This window comes from Pseudomonas fakonensis, assembly GCF_019139895.1.
Lineage (GTDB): Bacteria > Pseudomonadota > Gammaproteobacteria > Pseudomonadales > Pseudomonadaceae > Aquipseudomonas > Aquipseudomonas fakonensis.
On sequence record NZ_CP077076.1, the window covers coordinates 4080636 to 4105378 of the forward strand.

Below are 24743 nucleotides of genomic sequence, written 5' to 3' on the forward strand. Positions count from 1 at the left end.
CCAGGCTCGGCCCTATCGCCGGCAAGCCGGCTCCTACAAGGACCGCATTCCCCTGTAGGGGCCGGGCCTGCTTAAGCCTCAGCCCGCCGCAGGCTCAGTCAACGCCTGCCACATCGAAGGCCCGCCGGCCGACTTGGCCACCGCCGCCAAACGCTCGGCATGGGCTTCGAGTTCCTGCTCACTGGCCAGGATCACCCGCCCCGGCGCACGCCCGGTGATGCGGCGGATCTCACTGCCAGCACTGCCCTGCCCATCCTCGCCACCGGCCCCCTCGCCGGCCAGCGACAGGCTGGTCTGCCCACCGGTCATCGCCAGGTAGACGTCGGCCAGCAGTTCCGAGTCGAGCAGTGCGCCGTGCAGCTCACGGCCGGAGTTGTCGATGCCGTAACGTTTGCACAGCGCATCGAGGCTGTTGCGCTGCCCGGGGTGACGCGAACGCGCCATCATCAGGGTGTCGAGGATCGGGCAGTGCTGGGAGATATCGGCGCGGTCCTGCTGGCCGATCAAGGCGAATTCGTTGTTGATGAAGCCAACGTCGAACGCCGCGTTGTGGATGACCAGGGTCGAGCCCTGAATGAACTCGAAGAACTCCTCGGCCACCTCGCCAAAGCGCGGCTTGCCCACCAGGAACGCGTCGGTGATGCCGTGAACGCCAATGGCACCCTCGTCGCTCTCGCGGTCAGGTTGCAGGTAGACGTGGAAATGCCGCCCGGTCAGCCGCCGGCCAATGACCTCGACACAACCGATCTCGATGATGCGGTGGCCTTCGGTCACCGGCATACCGGTGGTTTCGGTATCGAGGATGACAAAGCGTTTGTCTTGCTGCTGCTCCACGCGGGGACTCCAACTGGCGGTGCCTGAATTCGGGGTGGGAGTATAACCCAATCGCCGGCAAGCCGGCTCCTACAGGGCACGCGGTACCTGTAGGAGCCGGCTTGCCGGCGATTGGGCTGCGCAGCAGCCCCAACCAACACGCCTGAACGCTACTTGCGCAGCTCATCCACCCCACGGTTGGCCAACTGGTCGGCGCGCTCGTTGCCGGGGTGGCCGATATGCCCGCGCACCCACTTCCAGGTCACCTTGTGCCGGTTGACCTGCTCATCCAGCGCCATCCACAGGTCGGCGTTTTTCACCGGCTCCTTGGCGGCGGTCTTCCAGCCGCGCTTCTTCCAGTTGGGCATCCACTCGTTGATGCCCTTCATCACGTACTGGGAGTCGGTGGTCAGCACCACCTCGCACTCACGCTTGAGGGCCTTGAGCCCCTCGATGGCAGCCATCAGTTCCATGCGGTTGTTGGTGGTTTCGCGCTCGCCGCCCCACAACTCCTTCTCGACGCCCTTGAAAACCATCAGCACACCCCAGCCGCCCGGGCCAGGGTTGCCCTTGCAGGCACCATCGGTGTATATCTCGACGCTCTCGCTCATGTACCACTCGTGTTCAGTGCTTGTCAGTATCGGGGCTGGCGGCGCTGCGGTTGACCTTGGCCAGCGGCAGCGGCAGCAGCTTGCCCATCGGTTCGCGGCGCGCCGGGCGCAACGGGCGCAGGCCGACCACCATCTTGCGCGCCACCAGCAGGTAAACGCCGCCACCGGCGCTCTGCCAGCCCCCGGCAACCCGCTCCCAACCCGCCAGGCGCTGCTGCCAGGCCGGTGAGGCGAGCGGCGGACGATAGCACCCGAACCTGCGTTTCTCCAGCGCGAAGCCCAGCAGGTTGAGCCAGTCCCCCACCCGCGAGGCCGAGATACACCGCGCCTTGCGCAGGGCGCCGCGGCTGAACAGGTGGCGCACGCCCCAACTGCTCCAGGGGTTGATGCCGACGATCAGCAGGTGCCCGCCCGGGCGCACCGCGCTGGCCGCCTCACGCAGCAGGCCGTGGGGCGACAGGCTGAAGTCCAGGCCATGCTGCAGCACCACCACGTCGGCGGCATGCTCCGACAACGGCCAGGCCTGTTCTTCGCAGACGATCTCCACCCCCGGCAACGGCGCGCCCAGGCGCACGTTGCGCTGCACCTGCGGGGCGTTGGGCGGCGCCTCGGCGCCGGGGCCGTAGTGCACCAGGTAACCGCCGAAGAAGCGCCCGAGCTCTTCGCTCAGCAGCTTTTCTTCCTCTTTGAGCATCAACTGGCCCAGCGGCCCGTCGAACCAGTCGCGGGCCAGGCGGATCAGCTCGACCCACTCGGGGTCGGCCTGGGCGAAGGCTTGGTCGGTCATTGCGTTATCCCTCGGAAGGTTCTCGGGCCGCGCCATCGCGGCTAAGATGCCCCCATGTCCAGGCTTGGCGAAATCGCACCATGATACAGATCGTTGCCCTACCCGCTTTCTCCGACAACTACATCTGGTTGTTACAGGATACTGCCAATCGACGCTGCGCGGTGGTCGACCCCGGCGATGCCGCGCCGGTGCTGAAATGGCTCGGCGACAACCCCGACTGGGTGCTCGAGGATATCCTCGTCACCCACCATCACAATGACCATGTCGGTGGTGTCGAGGCGCTCAAGCAGACCACCGGCGCCCGCGTCTGCGGCCCGGCCCACGAGCGCATCCCAGCCCGTGACCTGGCCCTGGACGACAACGCCCGCGTGCAGGTGCTGGGCCTTGAATTCGAAGTGCTGGCCATGCCCGGCCACACCCTCGGGCACATTGCCTACTACACCGGGCAAACGCCTACGCCCCTGCTGTTCTGCGGCGACACCCTGTTCGCCGCCGGTTGCGGGCGCCTGTTCGAAGGCACCCCGGAGCAGATGCACCACTCGCTGCAGCGCCTGGCCGCCCTGCCCGAGGCCACCGAGGTGTACTGCGCCCACGAATACACCCTGAGCAACCTGCGTTTTGCCTGCGCCGTGGAGCCGCAAAACCCGCACGTTCGCCAACGCTTCGAGGACGTTACCCGGTTGCGCGCCGACAATCGCATCAGCCTGCCCTCGACCATCGGTTTGGAGCGCCTGACCAACCCATTTCTTCGCACAGCTGAAACATTCGTTAAACAAAAAGCAGACGAATGGAAGGGGCATTCCAACCCAAGCCAAGCCACTGTTTTTGCTGCCTTGAGGTCTTGGAAGGACGTGTTCTGATAACCTCAAGATATATCGCGATAGAGTCCTAAAGGTTGACCCGGCCGGGGGCGGTTCCTAGAATCGCCGAACTTTTTTGCCCGGATAACACCTCCAACCGATGTCTTCCCGTAGCCGCAGAACCTCTCATTCGGTCGCCCTGACGCGACTGGCACAGATCAGTGCACTGGCGCTGGCCGCCACACTGGTGGGCTGCCAGAGCACCCGTCAGCTCGACGAATCCGACAGCGTTCGCGCGCACAACTACCAGGCGCGGATCAAGCACAAACCCGCACCGCTGGTGGTCAAGGCAAAGGCCCAGGCCCAGGCCCCGCAAGACGTGTGGGAGCGCATGCGCCAGGGCTTCGCCCTGCAGGACGGCATCGACGTCAACCCGCGCATCGAACAGCAGCGCCTGTGGTTCGCCAGCAACCCGTCGTTCGTCGAAACCGCCGGCGAGCGCGGCAGCCTCTACCTGCACTACATCGTCGAACGCCTTGAAGAGCGCGACATGCCGCTGGAGCTGGCGCTGCTGCCAGCCATCGAAAGCGCCTACAACCCGATGGCCTATTCACGGGCCAGTGCCGCCGGCATGTGGCAGTTCATGCCGGCCACCGGGCGCCACTTCAACCTGCGCCAAACCAGTTTCTACGATGGCCGCCGCGACGTCACCGCCTCGACCAACGCCGCGCTGGACTACCTGAACCGCCTGCACGACATGTTCAACGGCGACTGGCTGCTGGCCCTGGCGGCCTACAACGCCGGCGAAGGCACGGTCAGCCGCGCCATCGAACGCAACGAAAAGCTCGGCCTGCCCACCGACTACTGGAACCTGCCGCTGCCGCAGGAAACCCGTGACTACGTGCCCAAGCTGCTGGCCCTGTCGCAGGTGGTCAACACCCCCGAAGCCTACGGCGTGAACCTCAACCCGATCGCCAACGAACCCTACTTCGAAGCCGTCGCCATCAATGAGCGCCTCGACCTGTCGCGGGTCGCCGCCTTTGCCGACATCGACGAAGACGAACTCATCCAGCTCAACCCGGCGTTCAAGAAGCGCATGACCGTGGACGGCCCCAAGCAACTGCTGGTGCCCACCGCCAAGGCGCAGCTGCTGTCGGACCGCATGTCCAACCTCAAGCCTGAAGAGCTGATCAGCCTGCAACCGAACAAGGCCGTGTTCCAGGCTGCCCTGGCCGAGGCCAAGGCCCCGGCGGCGCGCAGCTACCGGGTCAAGCGTGGTGACAACCTGGGCAGCATCGCCAAGGCCAACCGGGTGTCGGTCAAGCAGCTGCAAAGCTGGAACGGCATGCGCGGCAACAACCTCAAGGTTGGCCAGGTGCTCGCCCTGCGCGGCGGCAACGCACCCAGCGCGGCAGGCAACCGGGTAGCAGACTCGAAACAGCGCTCCACCCAGTACAAGGTGCGCAAGGGCGACTCGTACTATCTGGTTGCAAAACGTTTCAACGTCGAGATGAAACACCTCAAGCGCTGGAACCCGCGCAGCGGGCATGCCCTCAAGCCCGGGCAGACGCTGACCGTTTACCTGTCGCACTGACCACCTGGTCCGTGGCCAAATCCGCTCCTGTGGGAGCGGGTTTACCCGCGAACACCGGCAACGCCGGTGCCATCCATCGCGCAGGCTGCTTCGCGGGTAAACCCGCTCCCACAGGGGCTGCATCGCCCGATCCATCGTCACTCTGAAGCAGCTCTTTTTCGAGCCTGTACAAGCTGTTACTGTACCCCGACCCAAGCCCAACGCCCCTGGATCGGATGCCGACTTGATACGTCCCCTCCTGCTGTCCCTCAGCCTGGCCTTGAGCTTCCCCGCCGTCGCGATGGTGAGCGAAAGCCACGGATACGCGCAGTTCGGCACGCTCAAGTACCCGGCCAGCTTCACCCACTTCGACTGGGTCAACCCGCAAGCGCCCAAGGGCGGCACCTTGCGGGCCATGGCGTTTGGCACCTTCGACACGCTCAACCCCTACACCTTCAAGGGTTCGAGCCCGGTCACCACGCCCAACTTCCTGCAGTACGGCATCAGCGAGCTGAACGAGACGCTGATGGTCGGCACCGGCATGTACGACCCCTCGGGCGACGAGCCCACCAGCAGTTATGGCCTGATCGCCCGCTCGGTGGAGTACAGCGAGGACCGCAGCTGGGTGGTGTTCAACCTGCGCCCCGAGGCGCGCTTTCACGACGGCACGCCGATCACCTCGGCCGACGTCGCCTTCAGCTACCGCACCCTGCTCAAAGACGGCCACCCGCTGTACCGCACCAACCTGCAGGAGGTGCAGCGCGTCGACGTGCTCGGCCCGCTGCGCATTCGCTTCGTATTCAAGCGCGCCGGCAACCCGCTGCTGATTCTGCGCCTGGGCGAAATGCCGGTGCTGCCCAAGCACTACTGGCAAAAGCGCGACTTCAAGGCAACCACCTTCGAGCCGCCGCTGGGCAGCGGCCCGTACCGCATCAGCGAAGTGGTGCCCGGCCGGCGCGTGGTGTTCGAGCGGGTGAAGAACTACTGGGGCAAGGACCTGGCGGTGAACCGCGGCAAGTACAACTTCAACCGCGTCGAGTACGAGTTCTACCGTGACGCCACAGTGGCCTTCGAGGCGTTCAAGGCCGGCGAGTTCGACATCTACATCGAGCACCAGGCCAAGAACTGGGCCAACGGCTACAACTTCCCCGCCGTGCGCCGTGGCGAGGTGATCAAGGCGCAAATCCCGCACCAGATCCCCACGCAAACCCAGGGCCTGTTCATGAACAGCCGCCGCGCCGCCTTCGCCGACCCGCGGGTACGCCAGGCGCTGGGCCTGATGCTCGACTTCGAGTGGACCAACCGCGCGCTGTTCAACGGCGCCTACCGACGCGCCACCAGCTACTACCCCAACAGCGAGTTCACCGCCAGCGGCCTGCCCACCGGCAAAGAATGGCTGCTGCTCAAACCGTTCCGCGACCAGTTGCCGGCCAAGCTGTTCACCGAGCCCTACCAGGTGAGCCACACCGACGGCAACGGCATCAACCGCGCCACCCTGCGCCAGGCCCTGGCGCTGTTCGCCGAGGCCGGCTGGAAGCTCAACGGCCAGCGCCTGCTCGACGCCAAGGGCCGCCAGTTCCGCCTGGAGCTGCTGCTGGTCAACCCCAACCTTGAACGCATCCTGCAGCCCTATGTCGAAAACCTGGCCAACATGGGCATCGACGCGCGCCTGCGTACCGTCGACCGCGCCCAGTACAAGCAACGCCTCGACCAGTTCGACTTCGACATGATCCTGATGACCCTCAACCAGACCCTCAGCCCGGGCCTGGAACAATGGCTGTACTTCCACTCAAGCCAGGCTGCGGTCAAGGGCAGCAAGAACTACGCAGGGGTGAAGGACCCGGTGGTCGACCACCTGCTCGACACCCTGCTGGCTGCCCGCACCCGTGACGACCAGGTGGCTGCCGCCCGCGCCCTGGACCGGGTGCTGTCGTGGCAGTACTACATGATCCCCAACTGGTACCTGGACAACCATCGCCTGGCCTACCGCAACCGCTTCGCTTTCGTCACCACGCCGCCCTATACCCTCGGGCTGAACACCTGGTGGATCAAGCCTTCGGAGAAAGCCCAATGATTTCGTCGCTGCGCACCTTTACCGCCAGCCTGCTGCTCAGCTGCCTGGCCCTGCCGGCGCTGGCCGCCCCGCAACACGCCCTGACCCTGTACGACGAAGCCCCCAAGTACCCGGCCAACTTCAAGCACTTCGACTTCGTCAACCCCGACGCGCCCAAGGGCGGCACCTTCCGCCAGTCCAGCTTCGGCGGTTTCGACAGCCTCAACCCGTTCATCAACAAGGGCGTGGCCGCCGACAACCTCGGCATCATCTACGACACCCTGATGCGCCAGAGCCTGGACGAGCCCTTCACCGAGTACGGCCTGGTGGCCGGCAAGATCGAGAAGGCTCCCGACAACAGCTGGGTGCGCTTCTACCTGCGCCCCGAGGCACGTTTTCACGACGGCCACCCGATGCGCGCCGAAGACGTGGTGTTCACCTTCAACACCCTGGTCAAGGACGGCGCACCGCTGTACCGCCAGTACTACGGCGATGTCGCCGAGGTAATCGCCGAAGACCCGCTTAAGGTGCTGTTCAAGTTCAAGCACAACAACAACCGCGAGCTGCCGCTGATTCTCGGCCAGTTGCCGGTGCTGCCCAAGCACTGGTACCAAGGCCGCGAGTTCACCCGCGGCAACCTTGAAATACCCCTGGGCAGCGGCCCGTACAAGGTCGCCGAAGTGAAGGCCGGCCGCTCGATCCGCTACGAGCGGGTCAAGGACTACTGGGGCAAGGACCTGCCGATCAACCGCGGCTTCTACAACTTCGACGCCATGACCTTCGACGTGTACCGCGACAACAACGTCGCCCTCGAAGCCCTCAAGGCCGGCGCGTTCGACTATGAGCTGGAGATGAGCGCGAAGAACTGGGCCACCGCCTACGACATCCCCGCCGTGCGCGACGGGCGCCTGATCAAGGAAGAAATCCCCAACGGCAACCCGGTGGGCATGCAGGGCTTCATCTTCAACCTGCGCAAACCGGTGTTCCAGGACATTCGCGTACGCAAGGCGCTGAGCCTGCTGTTCGACTTCGAGTGGACCAACAAGCAGCTGTTCAACGGCGCCTACATTCGCACCGACAGCTACTTCGAAAACTCCGAGATGGCCGCCAGCGGCCTGCCCTCGCCCGCCGAGCTGAAAATTCTCGAACCGCTGCGCGGCAAGGTGCCTGACCAGGTGTTCAGCCAAGCCTTCGAAAACCCGGTCAGCGACGGCAGCGGCATGATCCGCGAGCAACAACGCCAAGCCTACAAGCTACTGCAAGAGGCCGGCTGGAAGATCGTCGATGACAAGATGGTCGATGCCACCGGCAAGCCTGTGAACATCGAGTTTCTGCTCGCCCAAACCCAGTTCGAGCGCGTGCTGCTGCCGTTCAAGCGCAACCTCGCAGACCTGGGTATCGGCTTCGAGATCCGCCGGGTTGATGTGTCGCAATACATCAACCGCCTGCGCTCGCGGGACTTCGACATGATCGTCGGCGGCTACCCGCAGTCCAACTCGCCGGGCAACGAGCAGCGCGAGTTCTGGTCCAGCGCCGCCGCCGACAACCCCGGCAGCCGCAACTTCATCGGCCTGCGCGACCCGGCCATCGACCAACTGGTGGAGCAACTGATCAACGCCGACTCGCGCCAGAGCCTGATAGACCACTGCCGCGCCCTGGACCGCGTGCTGCAATGGGGCTACTACGTGGTGCCCAACTGGCACATCAAGACCAACCGCGTAGCCTACTGGAACCACATCGGCCACCCGGCCAAGTCGCCCAAGTACGACGTCGGCATCGACACCTGGTGGGTCAAGCCCAACGTCACCCCGGCGGTAAGCGAAGCCCCGCCCGCCAGCGAGGCCAACTGACATGCTGGCCTATATCCTGCGGCGCCTGCTGCTGATCATCCCGACCCTGTTCGGCATCCTCGTCATCAACTTCATCATCGTCCAGGCCGCCCCCGGCGGGCCGGTGGAGCAGATGATCGCCAAGCTCGAAGGCTTTGACGGCGCCACCAGCCGCATTGCCGGCGGCGGCGCCGAAGTGTCGGTGGCCGGCTCCAACTACCGCGGCGCGCAGGGGCTGGACCCAGCCCTGATCGCCGAGATCGAGCGCATGTACGGCTTCGACAAGTCGCCGCCCGAGCGGCTGTGGATCATGGTCAAGAACTACGCCCGCTTCGACTTCGGCGACAGCTTCTTTCGCGATGCCAAGGTCATCGACCTGATCGCCGAGAAAATGCCCGTGTCGATTTCGCTGGGGTTGTGGAGCACGCTGATCATGTACCTGGTGTCGATACCCCTGGGCATCGCCAAAGCGGTGCGCCACGGCAGCCATTTCGACGTCTGGACCAGCTCGGCGATCATCGTCGGCTACGCCATCCCCGCGTTTTTGTTCGCCATCCTGCTGATCGTGCTGTTTGCCGGCGGCAGCTACTTCGACTGGTTCCCGCTGCGCGGGCTCACCTCCAACAACTTCGACGAGCTGAGTACCACCGGCAAGGTGCTGGACTACTTCTGGCACCTGGTGCTGCCGATCACCGCGCTGGTGATCGGCAACTTCGCCACCATGACCCTGCTGACCAAGAACAGCTTCCTCGACGAGATCAACAAGCAGTACGTGGTCACCGCCAAGGCCAAGGGCCTGAGCCGCAACCGCGTGCTGTACGGCCACGTGTTCCGCAACGCCATGCTGCTGGTGATTGCCGGCTTCCCCTCGGCGTTCATCGGCATCTTCTTCACAGGGTCCCTGTTGATCGAGGTGATCTTCAGCCTCGATGGCCTGGGCCTGATGAGTTTCGAAGCGGCGATCAACCGCGACTACCCGGTGGTGTTCGGCACCCTGTTCATCTTCACCCTGCTGGGGCTGGTGGTGAAACTGATCGGCGACCTCACCTACACCCTGGTCGACCCGCGTATCGACTTCGCCAGCCGGGAGCACTGACATGGCCCTCTCCCCCCTCAACCGCCGGCGCTTCGAGCGCTTCAAGGCCAACCGCCGTGGCTGGTGGTCGCTGTGGCTGTTCCTGGTGCTGTTTGTACTGAGCCTGGGCGCCGAGCTGATCGCCAACGACAAGCCCATCGCCGTTCGCTACGACGGGCAGTGGTACATGCCGGCCTTCAAGCGCTACCCCGAAACCACCTTCGGCGGCGAGTTCCCGCTGGAGGCCAACTACAAGAGCCCATACATCCGCGAGCTGCTGGCGAAAAAAGACGCCGTCGTGCTGTGGGCGCCGATCCCGTTCAGCTACCAGAGCATCAACTACGACCTCAAGGTGCCCGCCCCCGCGCCGCCCTCGCTGGACAACCTGCTGGGCACCGACGACCAGGGCCGCGACGTGCTGGCCCGGGTGATCTATGGCTTTCGTGTATCGGTACTGTTCGCCCTGACGCTGACCATCGCCAGCTCCATCATCGGCGTCATCGCCGGCGCCCTGCAGGGCTTTTATGGCGGCTGGGTAGACCTGGCCGGCCAGCGTTTTCTGGAGATCTGGTCCGGCCTGCCGGTGCTGTACCTGCTGATCATCCTCGCAAGCTTCGTGCAGCCCAACTTCTGGTGGCTGCTGGGCATCATGCTGCTGTTCTCGTGGATGAGCCTGGTGGACGTGGTGCGCGCCGAGTTCCTGCGCGGGCGCAACCTCGAGTACGTGCGCGCCGCCCGCGCGCTGGGCATGCGCAACGGCCCGATCATGTTCCGGCACATCCTGCCCAACGCCATGATCTCGACCATGACCTTCATGCCGTTCATTCTCACCGGCGCCATCGGCACCCTCACCGCGCTGGATTTTCTCGGCTTCGGCCTGCCCGCCGGCTCCCCGTCGCTGGGTGAGCTGGTGGCCCAGGGCAAGTCCAACCTGCAAGCCCCCTGGCTTGGCATCAGTGCCTTCGCCGTGCTGGCGGTGATGCTGAGCCTGCTGGTGTTTATCGGCGAGTCCGCCCGCGATGCCTTCGACCCGAGGAAATGACATGAGCCAAGACACCCTGATCGAAGTGCGCGACCTGGCCGTAGAGTTCGTTACCGGCGAGCAGGTCAACCGCGTGGTCGACGGCATCAGCTTCGACATCCGCAAGGGCGAAACCCTGGCCCTGGTGGGCGAGAGCGGCTCGGGCAAGTCGGTCACCGCCCACTCCATCCTGCGCCTGCTGCCCTACCCCCTGGCCCGCCACCCCAGCGGCACCATCCAGTACGGCGGCAAGGACCTGCTGCACCTGGGCGAAAAGCCCATGCAGCGCATCCGCGGCAACCGCATTGCGATGATCTTCCAGGAGCCGATGACCTCGCTGAACCCGTTGCACAGCATCGAGAAGCAGATCAACGAAATCCTCTTGCTGCACAAGGGCCTGACCGGCAAGGCCGCCACCGCCCGCACCCTGGAGCTGCTGGAGCTGGTCGGCATCCCCGAGCCGCACAAGCGCCTCAAGGCGCTGCCCCACGAGCTGTCCGGCGGCCAGCGCCAGCGGGTGATGATCGCCATGGCCCTGGCCAACGAGCCCGAGCTGCTGATCGCCGACGAGCCCACCACCGCGCTCGACGTGACCGTGCAGCTGAAGATTCTCGACCTGCTCAAATCGCTGCAGGCGCGCTTAGGCATGGCCTTGCTGCTGATCAGCCACGACCTCAACCTGGTGCGCCGCATCGCCCACCGCGTGTGCGTGATGCAGTGCGGCAAGATCGTCGAACAGGCCGACTGCGCCACACTGTTCAGCAAGCCGCAGCACCCCTATACGCAAATGCTGATCAACGCCGAACCCAGCGGCGCCGCCGCCGCCAACGCCGAAGGCGCGCCGCTGCTGCAGGTGCAGGATTTGAAGGTGTGGTTCCCGATCAAGAAAGGCCTGCTGCGCCGCACCGTGGACCATGTAAAGGCCGTGGACGGGGTGAACTTCAGCCTGCCCCAGGGGCAGACGCTGGGCATCGTTGGCGAGAGTGGGTCGGGCAAGTCCACCTTGGGGCTGGCCATCTTGCGTTTGATCTCGAGCCAGGGCGGCATTCGCTTCCATGGGCAGGCGCTGGAAGGTTTGAACCAGAAGCAGGTGCGGCCGCTGCGCCGGGAAATGCAGGTGGTGTTCCAGGACCCGTTCGGCAGCTTGAGCCCGCGTATGTGTGTGGCGGATATCGTCGGCGAAGGCCTGCGGATTCACAAGATCGGCACGCCTGACGAACAGGAAGCGGCGATCATTGCAGCGCTGGAAGAGGTGGGGCTGGACCCGCGCACGCGGCATCGGTATCCCCATGAGTTTTCTGGCGGGCAGCGCCAGCGGATTGCGATTGCCCGGGCCTTGGTGTTGAAGCCGGCGTTGATTTTGCTGGATGAGCCCACCTCGGCGCTGGACCGGACGGTGCAGCGGCAGGTGGTGGAGCTTTTGCGCAATTTGCAGGTTAAGTACAACCTGACCTATTTGTTCATTAGCCATGACTTGGCGGTGGTGAAGGCGTTGAGTCACCAGTTGATGGTGATCAAGCATGGGCAGGTGGTTGAACAGGGGGATGCGCAGGCGATCTTCCATGAGCCGCAGCATGGGTATACGAAGCAGTTGTTGGAGGCGGCGTTTTTGCAGGCCGATCACTGACCATTGATCATGATCCCGCCCCTGTAGGGGCAACTTTCTTGGGGTGTTCACACCGGCCTCATCGCCGGCAAGCCGGCTCCTACAGGTACGGCGCTGGCCTGAAGCTTATGCAATCCCTCTGGGAGCAACTGTCTTGCTCAATTTCTAAAGCCGACTCGATTCTTGTGGGAAGCGGCCTTGCCGGGGCGCCGTCCGGTCGAGATTGGGCTGCGCAGCAGCCCCTCGAACTAAACCTCACCAACTGGGCACTTCGAGCACGTCAGAAATCAGATTTAAGCCCTTCCTTGTAGTCCATTTCCCAAATATCCTCCTACCGCCTTTTTTCCGTTGCGACCGCTTCGGCACCACCCTAGTCTCAGCCAGTCGCTGTCTTCAGCGATCGACTTTGACAGGTCGCGACGGTACATAGATATCAGCTCGTCTTTATGGCGGCTGTACGTGCGGGCACGCTTGCGTGCGCCGGAACTTGCTATGTCCGCCGGTCTGTCAACCCACGTACAGCTGCCACCCTTCTGTTTGACAGCAGGCAGGTGGTCGCACCGTTGAAAGGACGTAGTCATGTTAAAGATCGTTCCAGATCCACCGCACAACCCACACTCCCTCGAAGACACCCTCATCCAGGCTGCGGAATACGCCCTGTGCGCACAGACCGTGGCGCAGCAGGCTGCCTTGCTGCAGCCCAGGTCGCCCGTCTCGCTGCTGATCATGGCGGCGATGCATGAGCTGGAGGCGCTGCGGGTGTTGCTTGAATCGGCGTTGATTCAGGTACAGATGCCGCCACAAGTCAGGCCTCAGGTGCTGCACTAGGCCGCCAGGTAATGGCTGCCTGGGCTGGCCCTATCGCCGGCAAGCCGGCTCCTACACAGATACGCATGACCCTGTGGGAGCGGGCTTGCCGGGATGCCGGACCACCGCGTTGCCTGATTCGCGGGCAAGCCCGCTCCCACAGGATTGCGCGAGGCCAGACTCAAGGCTGTACCTGTAGGAGCCGGCTTGCCGGCGATAAGGCCGGTTCAGGCAGCACAAGACAGTTGCCCCCACAAGGGGTAGTGGTGCCCGCCGCGGATTCAACTCACACGCGACAGGCGCTGAATATTTCAGGGAGATTGAACAATGACCACAGACGACACCACGCCGAAAACCACTGTCGGCAAAACCCGTTTCTATCAAAGCGCAGGGCATACCGAACCGCTGTTCTGCATCGAGCCGGGCATTCCTTGCCAGCACGCGCGCGAGCAGGCCTCGGAATTGATGGGGTGCGTTCGCGACATGACCCTGGTCGGGGTGCTGGATGGCAATGCGCAGCTGGTTTGGGCGGCGCATTACCTCAGCGCGTTGGCCAAGGCGTTGATGGATGATGCGGAGTTGGGGATGAAGCACTGAGGTTGGGGCTGCTCGGGTTAGGTAGATCTGGGCAGCCTTACTCCACTGCCACCATGAGGCTGCCAACGTGATCAGCCGGTAGGTGTTCATCGGTCGGGCTTCCCGCCTCGGTGGTTTATGACTTGTCGCCAGATGCAGCAACTGGGTGCCATGGGCCGCCCCAGCCCGCACCTTAGCGCCCGCCCAGCAGCGCCTGGCGCTCGCGCCAGATCTCTTGCACGAACGGGTCGGTCACGCCATACAACCCGTGCCCCCGGCGAATGATCAGGTTGGCGGCTAGCAGGTCGTTGGCCACCGGCTGGATTTCCTCTACACGCACTTCGCGCCCGACGAACTTCGAGTACTCCCCCGCCGCCTCACTGGAGAACACGCCGCGCGTCTCGCCGTCCACCGAGGCAATGCGCGCGAAGATGGCCTGGGCCAGCACACCCAGCTCCTCGACCTTCATCAATTCGAGGTCCGCCGCCGCCGAGCGCAGGGTCGCTGCAATCACCGGCAGCACCACGTCCGCACCGCTGGCCAGGCTCGGTGAATGAATCAGTTGGCGCAGGGCACGAATAAATTCCTCGGGCCTGCTGCCCAGGGTCTTGAAAGCCTCCGCCGCCACCTCCAGTGCCGGCAAGTTTGCCTGCCCGTCCGCGGCAAGCCGTGCCAGCCAGAACGCGACATAGTCGCTGCCCAGCAAGGGGTACGGCACATTGGTGGCGCCGGCGAACGCCTGGTTACGCCGCGCCGTCAGCTCATTGACCATCGCGCGGTGCGACCCGGTACCGATGAAAAGAAAATGCCCAGGCGTCGCAGGCCGTGGGTTGATGGCATCGCGCGCCGCCTTCAACGCCAGCATCATCTGCTGGCCGTCTTCGGTGGTGATGGCGTGCTGCACCTCGTCGACGATCAGCACCACCGTCGCCTTGGCCTGGTCCACTACTTCGGTAAGGGCCTCCGCCAGCGTCACGCCACCCGCCTCGCCCAGCGTGTCCAGGTTGAAGCCCAGCTTGAAACCCGCCAGCTCTACCCCGGCGCCGCGCAGCGCCTTGAGCCGGCGCATGAACGCCGAGGCTGGGGCCTGCAAGTCGTGCAGGGCTTTGCGCACCGCGCCGTGCACCAGCCTTACCGGGCTGGTTTGGGTGTCGCTCCACAGGTCGACATAGATCACCAACGCCCCCTTGGCTTCCAGCGCGGGAATGAGGTCGTTCTTGAGAAAAGTGGTCTTGCCCGTGCGGCGCAGCCCAGACAGGAACAGCCCGGAGCGCAGGCCGATGTCCAGCGCAGAGGGCTCGAGCAACTGCCTGGCCATGTCGGCAGCCAGTTCGGGGCGCAGGAAGATGTCAGCCATGGGTTTAGCCTGAATTATTGAATGCCAATAATTATTGGCCTGGAATAATTGGATGTAAAGCAGAGTGGTTGCCGCCGGGCAAGCAGGCGTGTGCTTTCACCAAAGCCCGGCTGCAGCGCAACCCTGAACCGAGGAGCCGGCTGCCGGTGACGATGAGGCCGGTTCAGCATCTCGGGGTAGCACCCTGCCCGATGAAATATAACGTTACAGTCTCGTAAAGCTCGCTAGCCATGCCGTCTACAGACGAAGTGCGCAAAAAGTTGCGCAACCCATCTCTGTTAGGTTCGCCCTCCCAAGATCTGCTCCAACCAAGCGCCCACGCCATCCTGCCATGGCTTGCACCGCACTGCCGATCTATCGCTTCGCAAGCTGATCTCACTAATGCAAGGACTCGCATATGAGTGGAAAACCCGCTGCCCGCGTCAGCGACCCTACGGCCTGCCCCATACCGGGCCACGGTACCAACCCTCTCGTCAGTGGTTCACCCGACGTGATCTTCGACGGATTGCCCGCCGCCCGGAAAAACGACCTGTCCGCCTGCGGCAGCCCGATTGTCTCCGGTGTGGCGGCGACCGTTTTCATCAATGGCCAGCCGGCGGCCACGCTGGGCAGCGTCGGGGCGCACGGCAACTCGGTCACCAGTGGGTCGGGGACCGTCATCATCGGTGATGTGTTCACCCCCGCGCCCGTCATTCCTGTTACCCCGCTGTCCAGCGTCAAGGCGCCTTTCTCCGGGCGTTTTCAACTGATCGATCAGCAAACCGGCAAACCTGCCGCCGGGCGTAAGGTCAAGCTCTGGTCAAGTGGCGGCTGGAGTGCCCTCAGCACTACCGATAGCGAAGGCATGACCTCGTGGGTCAACCACGATGCTTGCGAGTCCATTCATATCGACCTGGTACAGGAGGGCCAAGCATGAGCGACCAGCCCGGCCTGTCTCAGGGCGGCATGAGCCCCGGCGGCAAGACCAACCCGGTAGGCATCCTCGAGCCCAACCTCGACCCGCAGGACAAAATGGTGCTGTGCTCGGCGGTCTGCTATTGCAGCAGCACCCCCAACATCAGCCAGGATGGCAAGAGTCTCAAGCAAGCCTGTGTGGCTCAACGCCTGGGCGAGTTGGACGAAAAGCTCTACGGGCGCAGCCTGTACAAGCCCGAGGTCAGCTACGACATGACCAAGAACCCGCCACAGCCGATTCTCGACAGTGAGACAGGCAGCAGTGCGCATGGCTGGATACCCGGCTGGATCAAGAAATACTGGGATGAAGACCCGGAGCACCCGCCGTTCAAACCTGGCAAAGGTATGATTCGTCGGCCAGATGTCGTGATCGTGAAAGACCCGAGAAAGCCGCCGACGCAGGACAATATCAAGCAGGTGGTGGAGATGAAGTTTCCGCCTGATCCGCCCAACAGAGGCCAGGCCGATGCCTACGCAAAAATTGCCGGCAACAAGAACAAGGTCGTCGTAATGAAATCCACAGACTGTGACTGTAGCCAGGAAAACCAGCAGTCAAAAGTCCCCGTTGAGCAGGTGGGCTGGGCTGCTGCGGCCGCAGGCGCTCTGGTATACATCCTAAGCCGTGGTCGCACACCTCGCCCAATGATCCCCGCCTACTGATTTGGAGGACGTCACATGGATGCAGAATTCAAACTGGCCGAGGCATTGCTCAATCAGCCTCAGATAGTGGAGTTACCCGGCAACCTGCTGATGAAGGGTGGCCCCGAAGACTACATCGGCGCCGTGCTTTGCCTGCGAGGCACACTGTATTTCAAGGGAGCACACACTCCTCTGGTTCGCGAAGCGATTTGTCATTGTTTCGATGAGTTCAGGCGCTGCGCCGAACCACAATTAACCTGGCTTTGGCGTGAGGAGCCTGCGCAGGGCAAGCCACTGACTGCCTACGCAAAGGCAAAGCCGCTGCGCGAGCTGATAGGCGCAATGGATGAGGACGACCACCTCAGCTTTTACTACACCAGTGGTAGACAACCCCAGGACGCCAGCGCGTGGCTATTCGATGTTTACGGCAAGCGTGGCTGGGAAGCAAAAATGGGGGACGATTTGAGCGTACTGGAGTTCTCCGTACCGCTGCTGTATCAGGAGCAACACCCGCTGAACTTCCTGCGTCTACTCCTCGCTTTCGCACGTCGGCTGGCTCCAGAGCAGGGCTATGCCGGGCATGCATTTAATCTTTCCGTGACGAACAAGGATGATAACGAGCCCACCGAAGCGTTTATGGCCACCCGAATGCCGGGAGTGGACGTGGGTACTGCTGGACTGTTGGCCAACATCCCAGAGTTCAAACCGACCAAGATCAAGACTGTCAGCTGGCTGACCGTACTCGACCAGGCGCGCGTGGCGCAGGCCGGCGGGCTCGCGGCGCTGCGCGCACAACTTCCGTCCAGTCATTTTGCCTTCTACGACTACGGTGCAGGTGTGGTGATTCAAGCTGGAGCTTACCCGGCCGGGGGAGATGCCGATGATGCTAGGCCGGCAGCTTATGTCCTGTTGAACCATGTGCTCAAAAGTATCCGCTACACGACCGTCGGCTCACTGCACGGCGGCTCCCATGACGGCGAACTGCGCCTGGTCGGCTGGTCGGCAGACCAGTGGCTCCAGCGCCTGGATGTAGACGCCGCCGATCTGCCGGCCTGGCGCACCAAGCTTCTCGACAACGAACCCAAACTGGATGCTACCAATACCCTGCCTGAGCGTTTGTAAGCCGCTCGACATGCGTAGCCATCACCTCTAGCACGAACAGGTAAAACCCGCTCGAGCCTTCCAATGTGTTTCGAGCGGCTCCTTTGGAAAAAATCACAACTCGTTGATTTAACGAAGATTCTGTGGGAGCGGCTTTAGCCGCGAACACCGGCGAAGCCGGTGCCATCTAACGCGGCGCCTGCTTCGCGGCTAAAGCCGCTCCCACAGGGATTGCATGAGTTTCAGGTCAGTGCCGTACCTGTAGCAGCCGGCTTGCCGGCGATGAGGCCGGAACAGGCAGCACAAGAAAGATGCTCCCACAAAGCCGCCATCACGCCCCTATGTTGGCCACCCAACCACCACCCGGCTGATGACCAGCCCAGCCAACACGATCAGGCACAGCGTACCCACCCCGTAACTCAGCGTTCGCCAAGGCTGCTTGCCAGCCAGATAAGTCACCGTGTGCAGCACCCTCGCCAGGGTGAAGACAAGGCACAGCCAGACGGTGACGGCAGCGTACGCTTCAAGCGACACCGCCAACCCACCCAACGCGACGAACATCGGGATGCTCTCCAGGTCATTGCGCCAGGCCTGCGTCGCCCGCTCCACCTCAGGCCGCTCAGCCGGCTGCGCCACGCGCCCGAACACTGCGGCGTCCTCTGCATTGATGAACACCAGATAGCGCAGGCGGTAGTAGCCCTGGTAGCAAGAGATCGCCAGCATCTTGAAGAACAGCACCACCACGCAGCAGGCGTATACAGCCATGGCGTTGCTCATGCTGCATACCGCCTTGAGAAGCCCCTGACCACGATGTACAACAGCGGCCCGACCGAAACGAACACCGCCGTCAGCAGCAGATAAGGCAACACGCCCATCCAGGAACCACCCCGCGCACGGTGGTCAGTCGCCATCCAGATGCACCCCAGCCCTGCCATCAGGTACAGGTCGATCACTACCTGTGCCGTGTCCGGGCGGCTCATCAGTTCCAGCCCAAAGGCAATCAACGACTGCTGCGCGTTGAGCATGGTCCAGCCGGTGTACAGCGCGAACCCAAGCAACACCGCCAACGCCACCCACCGCCCTACCGGGTATGGCGTGGGAGCGGGCTTGCCCCGCGAACCGGCGAAATCGGTGCCTTCCACCCCGCCGCTGCTGGCATCGCGGGGCAAGCCCGCGCCCACGAGGCCGCTACTGTTTTCTGCATCCTTCATGCTGGTCTCCTTGCTCAACCTCCCCCACACACTAGTGATAGAGTCTGCCCCGCCTCAATGACCTCACAGGTCATGGACGCTTCACCCAAGGACAGCCAGAGTCGAAGCATGAGCCCTCTCCCCTTCCACCCCACGCACCCGCCCGCCACTGAAGCAGGCGACCACCTGCGCCGCCTGCGCCGCCAGGCCGGGCTCAGCCAGCTGGACCTGGCGCTGCTCGCCGGCCTCTCGCAACGCCACCTCAGCTGCGTGGAAACCGGCCGCGCCAAGGCCAGCCCCGCCACCTTGCACGCGTTGCTCAGTGCCCTGGACGTGCCGCTGGAGCAATGCAACGCGGTGTTCCTCGCCGCAGGCTATGCGCCGCGCTACGGCGCCGCAGCTCCCGACGCGCCGGCTTTGCAGATGGTTAACGACGCGGTGCAACACATCCTGCAGGCCAACAACCCGGCGCCGGCCATCGTCATCGCCAGCAACTGGAATATCACTGCCGCCAATGCCAGCGCCGGGCTGTTGTTCGCCATGGCCGGCGTGGCGCCGGGCAACGAGACAGGCCTGAACCTGCTGGACACGCTGCTGCGCCCGGGCGGGCTGGGGGATCACCTGGTCAATGCCGATGAGATACGCGCCATCGCCTGGCAGCGGGCGGCGCGGGAAGCGCTGGGTAACCCTGAACTGGCCGAGCGCCTGCAAGGTTTGCCAGCCCCGCCTGCACGGGCGCTGGAGGCACCACTGTCGCCGGTGGTGCTGACCCGCGTGCGGGTTGGCGAGGGTGAGTTGCGCTTCCTGTCCACCTTCACCACCTTTGGCATGCCGATGGACATCAGCGTGGCGTCGCTGCGCATCGAGCATTTGATACCTGCCGATGAACACACCTGGCACGCCATGCGGGCTGTCTATGAACAGTCGCTGTGAACCCCGCTAGCAGGCTTGATGCCGCTGCCGGGATGCAAGTGACTCAGTGCATGGCACCGGCTGTGCCGGTGATCGCCGGCAGGCCGGATCCTACAGGGGGCGCGCCATTGTCCATCATGGAGAGACAGTCATTCTCCTTTCAGCCGATTTTTAGCCTCAGTAAAGGACAGTAAAGTTCACTCCATACAAGGCACTCAGGCCTGACCTCATAGGAGATGAACCATGCTTACCGTTCGCAACGCAGACCAACGCGGCCTGGCCAACCATGGCTGGTTGAAATCGGCCCACACCTTCTCGTTCGCCGGCTACTACGACCCCGAGCAACAGGGTTTTTCCGACCTGCTGGTGATCAACGATGACCGTGTATCCGCAGGCAACGGCTTCGGCCAGCACCCGCACCGCGACATGGAGATTTTCTCCTACGTGCTCGAAGGCGCGCTGGAACACAAGGACACCCTGGGTACCGGCTCGGTGATCCGCCCCGGTGACGTGCAACTGATGAGCGCCGGCAGTGGCGTGGCCCACAGCGAGTTCAACCACAGCCAGGCGCAGCCGGTGCACTTCCTGCAAATCTGGATTGTGCCTGCAGTCAAGGGCGCGACGCCGCGCTACCAGCAGCAGCACTTCAGCGCCGATGAGAAGCGCGGCAAGCTGCGCCTGATCATCTCGCCGGACGGCGACCAGGGTTCGCTGCAGGTGCGCCAGGATGCGCGGGTGTATGCCGGCCTGTTCGACGGCGACGAGCACGCCACCCTGAAGCTGGCCAGAAACCGTCATGCCTATGTGCACGTGGCCCGCGGCAGTGTCGAGCTGAACGGCCGGCGGTTGCAGGAAGGTGACGGCGTGCGGGTAAGGCAGGAGCAGTTGCTGGAGCTGGCTAATGGCCGGGATGCCGAGGTGCTGGTGTTCGACCTGCGGCCCAACGAGCTGCCACGCATGCCTTGAAGTGCAAATGCCCCGGGCCGGTGATTGGCCTGGGGCATTGGCTTTTGCCGTTGGATCAGCAGCGCGTCGCTTACCTCGTGGGAGCGGGCTTGCCCCGCGAAGCAGGCAACGCGTTGGCTGGCACCGGCTGCGCCGGTGATCGCCGGCAAGCCGGCTCCTACAGGGGGCGGACCGATCAGAAGTCGATAGTGCCCGAGAACTTCACCAACCGCGGATCACCCTGGGTCATGTAGCCGCCGTTGGCCGAGGCCCAGTAGTTCTTGTCGGTGAGGTTTTCCACATTCACCCGCAGGGTCAGGTCTTTTTCCGACACCTTCAGCTTGTAGCGGGCGCCGACGTCGAAGCGGTTCCAGGTGGGCAGGCTGAGGGTGTTGTTCGCGTTCACATACTGGCCACCGGTGCGCAGCATGCGGCCGTTGAGCGCCAGGCCTGGTACGCCGGGGACATCCCAGTCAACGCTGGCGTTGAGCTGGAAGGTCGGTACGCCGATGGCGTCGTTGCCATCGTTGGCACCGTTCAAGGTCTTTTTCTGCTCGGAACTCATGCGGGTACCGCCAGCCATCAGGCGCAGGCCTTTGATCGGCTCGCCGAACACGCTCAGCTCGATGCCCTTGTTCACCTGCTCGCCGTCGCGGACATAGAGATCACCCGAGCGGTAGCCGTCGGATGGCTTCTCGATGCGGAATACGGCCAAGTTGGCGCCGTATGTCTGCTTGTCGAGCTTGATACCGGCCTCGAGCTGCTTGGTGCGCCCTGGCGGGAACAAGGTACCGGCGTTCAAGGTGCCGGCTGGTGCACTCGGCCCCTGGGCCAGACCCTCGATACGATTGGCGTATAGCGAGATGCTGTCGGTGGCCTTGTACACGATGCCGTAGACCGGCGTGGTCACGCCCTTGTCGTAGGGTGCGCCATTGCGGCTGCCATCCAGTGACGGGTTAGTGGAGGTACCGTCGTAATAGTAGTTTTCAACGCGCAACTGCTGGCGGCGCACACCATAGGTCAGCAACAAGCGGTCGTCGAACATGCCGACCGTATCGGAGATCGCGATGCTGCGATTGCGGGTCTTGCCAGTCACGCCTGGGTCGCCCATATCACCGCCCCAACTGGAGGGAGTGGTGGGCTTGGCAATCGGCTGGGTGTCGTAGATGTTGGTGCCGCGGGCACCATAGAAGACATAGGCGTTTCGTTGCTCGGTCCACATGGTGGTGGCACCGAGTGCGATCTGGTGGCTGAACGGGCCAGTCTGCAGATGGCCGTTCAGGCCGGCACTGAAGCTGGTGTTGTCTTCACCGTGGACGATGTCCGACGCCTGGATGGTGGCAGCACCGCTGTTGCCTACCAGCACCGGCGTGCCATAGGTGCCCTGCTCACGGCTATGCCGCGCACCGCCGGCCAGGTAGGCAGTCCAGCTGTCGCTCAGGTCCCATTCGCCACGGAGCATGCCGAAGGTGTCTTCCGACTCGCTGTAGCTCCAGTTCTGGCCATAGTTGTGGTCGGCATCCGGCGCGGTGGGCACTTGGGTGGCAGTACCCGGGCGCACCGAATTGCGCAGGTGGTTGATGCGCTGCTTCTGATAGCCGAAGTCGGTGGACACGCGGAAGCCGTCACCGCGGTAATCCAGCCCGGCAATGAACAGCTTGGTGCGCTGGTCCTGGTCGTCGACAGCCGTCTCGCCCTCACGCTGGCTGAGGTTCAGCCGCGCGCCAAAGCGGTTGTCTTCACCAAAGCGCTGGCCGATATCCAGGTGCTCGCCAATGCGCCCGTCGCTGCTGATGTCCTGGGTGTAGCGGCGGGTCGGCTCGTCGCCGGCGCGCTTGGGCTGCAGGTTGACGTTGCCGCCAAGGCCGGTACCGGTAGGGCTGACGCCATTCAGGAAGGCGTTCGGGCCCTTGAATACTTCCACCCGCTCCACCCCGTCGGTGGACATGATCTGCCGCGGCAGAATGCCGTACAGGCCGTTGAACGAAATGTCGTCCCCGGCCAACGGCAGGCCACGAATGACAAAGACCTTGGACTGGTTGCCAAAACCGAACGACTCACGCACCGACGGGTCGTTGGCCAGCACGTCGCCGATGTCCTCGGCCTGCTGGTCCTCGATCACCTTGGAGGTGTAGCTGGTCATGGTGAACGGCGTGTCCATGTAGTCCTGGTTGCCCAGCAACCCCATCTGCCCGCCACGGGCCACCTGGTCACCGGCGAATGCTTCGGGCAGCGCATTGGGGGTGGGTTTGACGGCGTCGGCGTTGACGTCGGTAGCGTCCAGCTGGATCGGTTCGGCGGCTTGCGCCATCAGCGTTACGGAACAGCAAAGCGCCAGCAGGGCTGGGCGCGACGGGAAGCGGGACGCCATCGTGAAATCCTGACTTTTAAATTAATTCAGAGCGAAGGCGTGAATGGTAATACTTCGCAACTCCAAACATCAACCCGCTATACGGCGTTATGCCACCTTTGGGATAAACGGCGTGTTTGAGCCTTCGCGGAGGTCAGGAACCTAGGGGAATGAGGGGTACAGGTCTTGGAGGGATGTGCTGCATGTTACGGCCTATCGCCGGCAAGCCGGCTCCTGCAGAGGCGCGCATTCCCCTGTAGGAGCCGGCTTGCCGGCGATAGGGCCCTGTCAGGCGCCACACAAGTCAGGCCTCGGCAACCCGCCCAGCTGCCTCAGCCTGCTCGACCATCCCCTCGCGCATACGCCGCGCATCACGACTAAAGCACCGCGAAGCCGCCAGCAAAAACACCAAGGTCAGCAGCAGCGCCACCGGTATCAGGTACATCGCATCGTGCAGCCCCTGGGCCTTGAACGCCTCGCCCATGGCCACCTCCCCCGCCGCCTGCATGGCCGCCACGGCAAAATGGTCGGACAGCCCGCCCACCACCACCGGCCCCAACCCGCCGCCCAGCAGGTACAGCCCGGCAAAGTACAGCGCCATGGCCGTGGCCCGCAGTTGCGGCGCCACCACGTCCTGGATGGCGGTGTACACGCAGGTGTAGAAGTTGTACGAAAACAGCCAGCCCAGCCCGAACACCGCCACGAACAGCCCCAGCTCGATACGCCCGGCGTGCAGCGCCCAGGCGGTGGCCAGGGTGGCTACCGCCATGCTCAACACGGCGAACATCAGCCGGCCATTGGCAAAGCGCTGGTGCACCTTGTCCGCCACCCAGCCGCCCAACGTAAGCCCCACCAGCCCGGACAGGCCGACGATAACCCCGGTGGCCACCGCCGCATCGTGCAGGGGCAGCGCGAAGTAGCGCTGCAGCATCGGCACCATGAACGAGTTGCAGGCATATGAAGCAAAGTTGAAGGTCAGCCCCGCCAGCACCAGCCAGGCGAAGGTGGGCACGCTCAACACCCGGCGCAGCGGCCGGTCGATCGGCCCCTGGGCGATGGCCACCGCCTCTGCCGCACCGCGCACAGGCTCGCGAATGGTGAAGATGAACAGCGCCAGCAACACCCCCGGCACGGCAGCGATGAAGAACGGCGCACGCCAGCTGCCGAAGGCCTGCACCATGGCGCCGATGGTGAAGAACGCCAGCAGCAACCCGAGCGGCAGGCCGAGCATGAAGATGCCCATCGCCCGCGCCCGCCGCCCGGCGGGGAACAGGTCGCCGATCAGCGAGTTTGCGGCCGGCGCATAGCTGGCCTCGCCGATACCTACGCCCATGCGCACCAGCAAAAAGCTCCAGAAGCTGCCGACCATGCCGTTCACCGCGGTCAATCCGCTCCAGGCCATCAGCCCCCAGCCCATCAGTTTGCTGCGCGAGCCGGTGTCGGCCATGCGCGCCAGCGGCAGGCCGGCGATGGCGTATACCAGGGTGAAGGCGGTGCCGATCAGGCCGATCTGAAAGTCGCTTAAGTGCCATTCCAGGCGGATCGGCTCGATGATGATGGCGGGGATGGTGCGGTCGACGAAGTTGAACAGGTTGGCCAGAAACAGCAAAAACAGGATGCGCCAGGCATTCGACGCTTGGGTGGCGGTGGACATGGTCGGGTCCCTCGTTATTGTTGTTCGGGGCTTCCAGTGCGCCACCCGAATCTAGAGGGGGATTGCCGTTACGTCTGCCAACATTGACCG

22 protein-coding genes are annotated in these 24743 nt (G+C 63.7%); 14 read left to right on the plus strand and 8 right to left on the minus strand.

Annotated features, from left to right (window positions below; all coding sequences use genetic code 11):
• Positions 1 to 78: 78 nt before the first annotated feature.
• The 3 genes from dnaQ to KSS94_RS17915 all read right to left on the minus strand — a co-directional run bounded on the left by dnaQ (position 79) and on the right by KSS94_RS17915 (position 2211).
• Positions 79 to 834, minus strand: a complete 756-nt coding sequence (gene dnaQ, locus KSS94_RS17905; RefSeq protein ID WP_217839417.1) for a DNA polymerase III subunit epsilon — start codon at positions 832 to 834, stop codon at positions 79 to 81.
• Between the two features lie 149 nt (positions 835 to 983).
• Complete coding sequence (gene rnhA / locus KSS94_RS17910; protein WP_217839418.1) at positions 984 to 1424, minus strand: ribonuclease HI; 441 nt, start codon at positions 1422 to 1424, stop codon at positions 984 to 986.
• Between the two features lie 13 nt (positions 1425 to 1437).
• A complete protein-coding gene (locus KSS94_RS17915; RefSeq protein WP_217839419.1) occupies positions 1438 to 2211 on the minus strand; it encodes a class I SAM-dependent methyltransferase in 774 nt (257 codons plus the stop codon).
• Between the two features lie 80 nt (positions 2212 to 2291).
• Between KSS94_RS17915 and gloB the strand changes: the two genes are divergently transcribed.
• The 9 genes from gloB to KSS94_RS17960 all read left to right on the plus strand — a co-directional run bounded on the left by gloB (position 2292) and on the right by KSS94_RS17960 (position 13572).
• Positions 2292 to 3071: a hydroxyacylglutathione hydrolase gene (gloB, locus tag KSS94_RS17920; protein ID WP_217839420.1), complete on the plus strand. Its 780-nt coding sequence runs from the start codon at positions 2292 to 2294 to the stop codon at positions 3069 to 3071.
• A 100-nt stretch (positions 3072 to 3171) separates the two neighbouring features.
• The gene (locus tag KSS94_RS17925) at positions 3172 to 4605 is read left to right on the plus strand and encodes a lytic transglycosylase domain-containing protein (RefSeq protein WP_217839421.1); all 1434 of its coding nucleotides are present in this window, start codon (positions 3172 to 3174) and stop codon (positions 4603 to 4605) included.
• A 223-nt stretch (positions 4606 to 4828) separates the two neighbouring features.
• Entirely contained in the window at positions 4829 to 6658 is a 1830-nt protein-coding gene (locus KSS94_RS17930; protein ID WP_217839422.1) for an extracellular solute-binding protein, read from the plus strand.
• Positions 6655 to 8487 carry an extracellular solute-binding protein gene (locus tag KSS94_RS17935; RefSeq protein ID WP_217839423.1) on the plus strand — a complete coding sequence of 611 codons (1833 nt, stop codon included), beginning with the start codon at positions 6655 to 6657 and terminating at the stop codon, positions 8485 to 8487. The genes KSS94_RS17930 and KSS94_RS17935 overlap by 4 nt, the downstream gene beginning before the upstream one ends.
• Before the next feature lies 1 nt (position 8488).
• Positions 8489 to 9562: a microcin C ABC transporter permease YejB gene (locus KSS94_RS17940; protein ID WP_217839424.1), complete on the plus strand. Its 1074-nt coding sequence runs from the start codon at positions 8489 to 8491 to the stop codon at positions 9560 to 9562.
• Between the two features lies 1 nt (position 9563).
• A complete protein-coding gene (locus KSS94_RS17945) occupies positions 9564 to 10583 on the plus strand; it encodes an ABC transporter permease (protein WP_217839425.1) in 1020 nt (339 codons plus the stop codon).
• A 1-nt stretch (position 10584) separates the two neighbouring features.
• Positions 10585 to 12189, plus strand: coding sequence for an ABC transporter ATP-binding protein (locus KSS94_RS17950; RefSeq protein WP_217839426.1), 1605 nt, complete (start codon positions 10585 to 10587; stop codon positions 12187 to 12189).
• A gap of 558 nt (positions 12190 to 12747) precedes the next feature.
• A complete protein-coding gene (locus KSS94_RS17955; protein ID WP_217839427.1) occupies positions 12748 to 12996 on the plus strand; it encodes a hypothetical protein in 249 nt (82 codons plus the stop codon).
• A 306-nt stretch (positions 12997 to 13302) separates the two neighbouring features.
• Positions 13303 to 13572 carry a DUF3077 domain-containing protein gene (locus KSS94_RS17960; RefSeq protein WP_217839428.1) on the plus strand — a complete coding sequence of 90 codons (270 nt, stop codon included), beginning with the start codon at positions 13303 to 13305 and terminating at the stop codon, positions 13570 to 13572.
• A 172-nt stretch (positions 13573 to 13744) separates the two neighbouring features.
• Here the strand turns inward: KSS94_RS17960 and KSS94_RS17965 are convergent, their stop codons facing one another.
• On the minus strand, positions 13745 to 14908 hold the full coding sequence (locus KSS94_RS17965; protein WP_217839429.1) for an AAA family ATPase: 1164 nt from the start codon (positions 14906 to 14908) through the stop codon (positions 13745 to 13747).
• Positions 14909 to 15305: 397 nt separating this feature from the next.
• On the opposite strand from KSS94_RS17965, the gene KSS94_RS17970 reads away from it, so the two are divergent.
• From KSS94_RS17970 to KSS94_RS17980, 3 genes are read left to right on the plus strand one after another with little or no spacing between them, the layout of a single operon-like run.
• Positions 15306 to 15824, plus strand: coding sequence for a PAAR domain-containing protein (locus tag KSS94_RS17970; RefSeq protein ID WP_217839430.1), 519 nt, complete (start codon positions 15306 to 15308; stop codon positions 15822 to 15824).
• Positions 15821 to 16522 (plus strand): VRR-NUC domain-containing protein, encoded by a 702-nt coding sequence (locus KSS94_RS17975; RefSeq protein ID WP_217839431.1) that lies wholly within the window; start codon positions 15821 to 15823, stop codon positions 16520 to 16522. The genes KSS94_RS17970 and KSS94_RS17975 overlap by 4 nt, the downstream gene beginning before the upstream one ends.
• Positions 16523 to 16537: 15 nt before the next feature.
• Complete coding sequence (locus KSS94_RS17980) at positions 16538 to 17623, plus strand: DUF3396 domain-containing protein (protein WP_217839432.1); 1086 nt, start codon at positions 16538 to 16540, stop codon at positions 17621 to 17623.
• Positions 17624 to 17941: 318 nt separating this feature from the next.
• Here the strand turns inward: KSS94_RS17980 and KSS94_RS17985 are convergent, their stop codons facing one another.
• Entirely contained in the window at positions 17942 to 18379 is a 438-nt protein-coding gene (locus tag KSS94_RS17985; protein ID WP_217839433.1) for an MAPEG family protein, read from the minus strand.
• Positions 18376 to 18675 (minus strand): DUF2834 domain-containing protein, encoded by a 300-nt coding sequence (locus KSS94_RS17990; protein WP_217843622.1) that lies wholly within the window; start codon positions 18673 to 18675, stop codon positions 18376 to 18378. The genes KSS94_RS17985 and KSS94_RS17990 overlap by 4 nt, the downstream gene beginning before the upstream one ends.
• A 246-nt stretch (positions 18676 to 18921) precedes the next feature.
• Between KSS94_RS17990 and KSS94_RS17995 the strand changes: the two genes are divergently transcribed.
• Together KSS94_RS17995 and KSS94_RS18000 are read left to right on the plus strand one after the other, a co-directional pair.
• Complete coding sequence (locus KSS94_RS17995) at positions 18922 to 19725, plus strand: helix-turn-helix domain-containing protein (protein ID WP_225935801.1); 804 nt, start codon at positions 18922 to 18924, stop codon at positions 19723 to 19725.
• 222 nt (positions 19726 to 19947) lie between these two features.
• Positions 19948 to 20670 (plus strand): pirin family protein, encoded by a 723-nt coding sequence (locus tag KSS94_RS18000; protein ID WP_217839435.1) that lies wholly within the window; start codon positions 19948 to 19950, stop codon positions 20668 to 20670.
• Positions 20671 to 20845: 175 nt separating this feature from the next.
• Here KSS94_RS18000 and KSS94_RS18005 read toward each other — a convergent pair whose 3' ends face one another.
• Complete coding sequence (locus KSS94_RS18005; protein ID WP_217839436.1) at positions 20846 to 23020, minus strand: TonB-dependent receptor; 2175 nt, start codon at positions 23018 to 23020, stop codon at positions 20846 to 20848.
• 283 nt (positions 23021 to 23303) lie between these two features.
• Positions 23304 to 24653 (minus strand): spinster family MFS transporter, encoded by a 1350-nt coding sequence (locus KSS94_RS18010; RefSeq protein WP_217839437.1) that lies wholly within the window; start codon positions 24651 to 24653, stop codon positions 23304 to 23306.
• Positions 24654 to 24743 lie beyond the last annotated feature (90 nt).

Excerpts from the sequence above, each read along its gene's own strand:
- rnhA (WP_217839418.1), bottom strand. The coding sequence starts at position 1,424 with ATGAGCGAGAGCGTCGAGATATACACCGATGGTGCCTGCAAGGGCAAC.
- KSS94_RS17915 (WP_217839419.1), bottom strand. The coding sequence starts at position 2,211 with ATGACCGACCAAGCCTTCGCCCAGGCCGACCCCGAGTGGGTCGAGCTG.
- gloB (WP_217839420.1), top strand. The coding sequence starts at position 2,292 with ATGATACAGATCGTTGCCCTACCCGCTTTCTCCGACAACTACATCTGG.
- KSS94_RS17925 (WP_217839421.1), top strand. The coding sequence starts at position 3,172 with ATGTCTTCCCGTAGCCGCAGAACCTCTCATTCGGTCGCCCTGACGCGA.
- KSS94_RS17935 (WP_217839423.1), top strand. The coding sequence starts at position 6,655 with ATGATTTCGTCGCTGCGCACCTTTACCGCCAGCCTGCTGCTCAGCTGC.
- KSS94_RS17940 (WP_217839424.1), top strand. The coding sequence starts at position 8,489 with ATGCTGGCCTATATCCTGCGGCGCCTGCTGCTGATCATCCCGACCCTG.
- KSS94_RS17945 (WP_217839425.1), top strand. The coding sequence starts at position 9,564 with ATGGCCCTCTCCCCCCTCAACCGCCGGCGCTTCGAGCGCTTCAAGGCC.
- KSS94_RS17950 (WP_217839426.1), top strand. The coding sequence starts at position 10,585 with ATGAGCCAAGACACCCTGATCGAAGTGCGCGACCTGGCCGTAGAGTTC.
- KSS94_RS17955 (WP_217839427.1), top strand. The coding sequence starts at position 12,748 with ATGTTAAAGATCGTTCCAGATCCACCGCACAACCCACACTCCCTCGAA.
- KSS94_RS17960 (WP_217839428.1), top strand. The coding sequence starts at position 13,303 with ATGACCACAGACGACACCACGCCGAAAACCACTGTCGGCAAAACCCGT.
- KSS94_RS17965 (WP_217839429.1), bottom strand. The coding sequence starts at position 14,908 with ATGGCTGACATCTTCCTGCGCCCCGAACTGGCTGCCGACATGGCCAGG.
- KSS94_RS17970 (WP_217839430.1), top strand. The coding sequence starts at position 15,306 with ATGAGTGGAAAACCCGCTGCCCGCGTCAGCGACCCTACGGCCTGCCCC.
- KSS94_RS17975 (WP_217839431.1), top strand. The coding sequence starts at position 15,821 with ATGAGCGACCAGCCCGGCCTGTCTCAGGGCGGCATGAGCCCCGGCGGC.
- KSS94_RS17980 (WP_217839432.1), top strand. The coding sequence starts at position 16,538 with ATGGATGCAGAATTCAAACTGGCCGAGGCATTGCTCAATCAGCCTCAG.
- KSS94_RS17985 (WP_217839433.1), bottom strand. The coding sequence starts at position 18,379 with ATGAGCAACGCCATGGCTGTATACGCCTGCTGCGTGGTGGTGCTGTTC.
- KSS94_RS17995 (WP_225935801.1), top strand. The coding sequence starts at position 18,922 with ATGAGCCCTCTCCCCTTCCACCCCACGCACCCGCCCGCCACTGAAGCA.
- KSS94_RS18000 (WP_217839435.1), top strand. The coding sequence starts at position 19,948 with ATGCTTACCGTTCGCAACGCAGACCAACGCGGCCTGGCCAACCATGGC.
- KSS94_RS18005 (WP_217839436.1), bottom strand. The coding sequence starts at position 23,020 with ATGGCGTCCCGCTTCCCGTCGCGCCCAGCCCTGCTGGCGCTTTGCTGT.
- KSS94_RS18010 (WP_217839437.1), bottom strand. The coding sequence starts at position 24,653 with ATGTCCACCGCCACCCAAGCGTCGAATGCCTGGCGCATCCTGTTTTTG.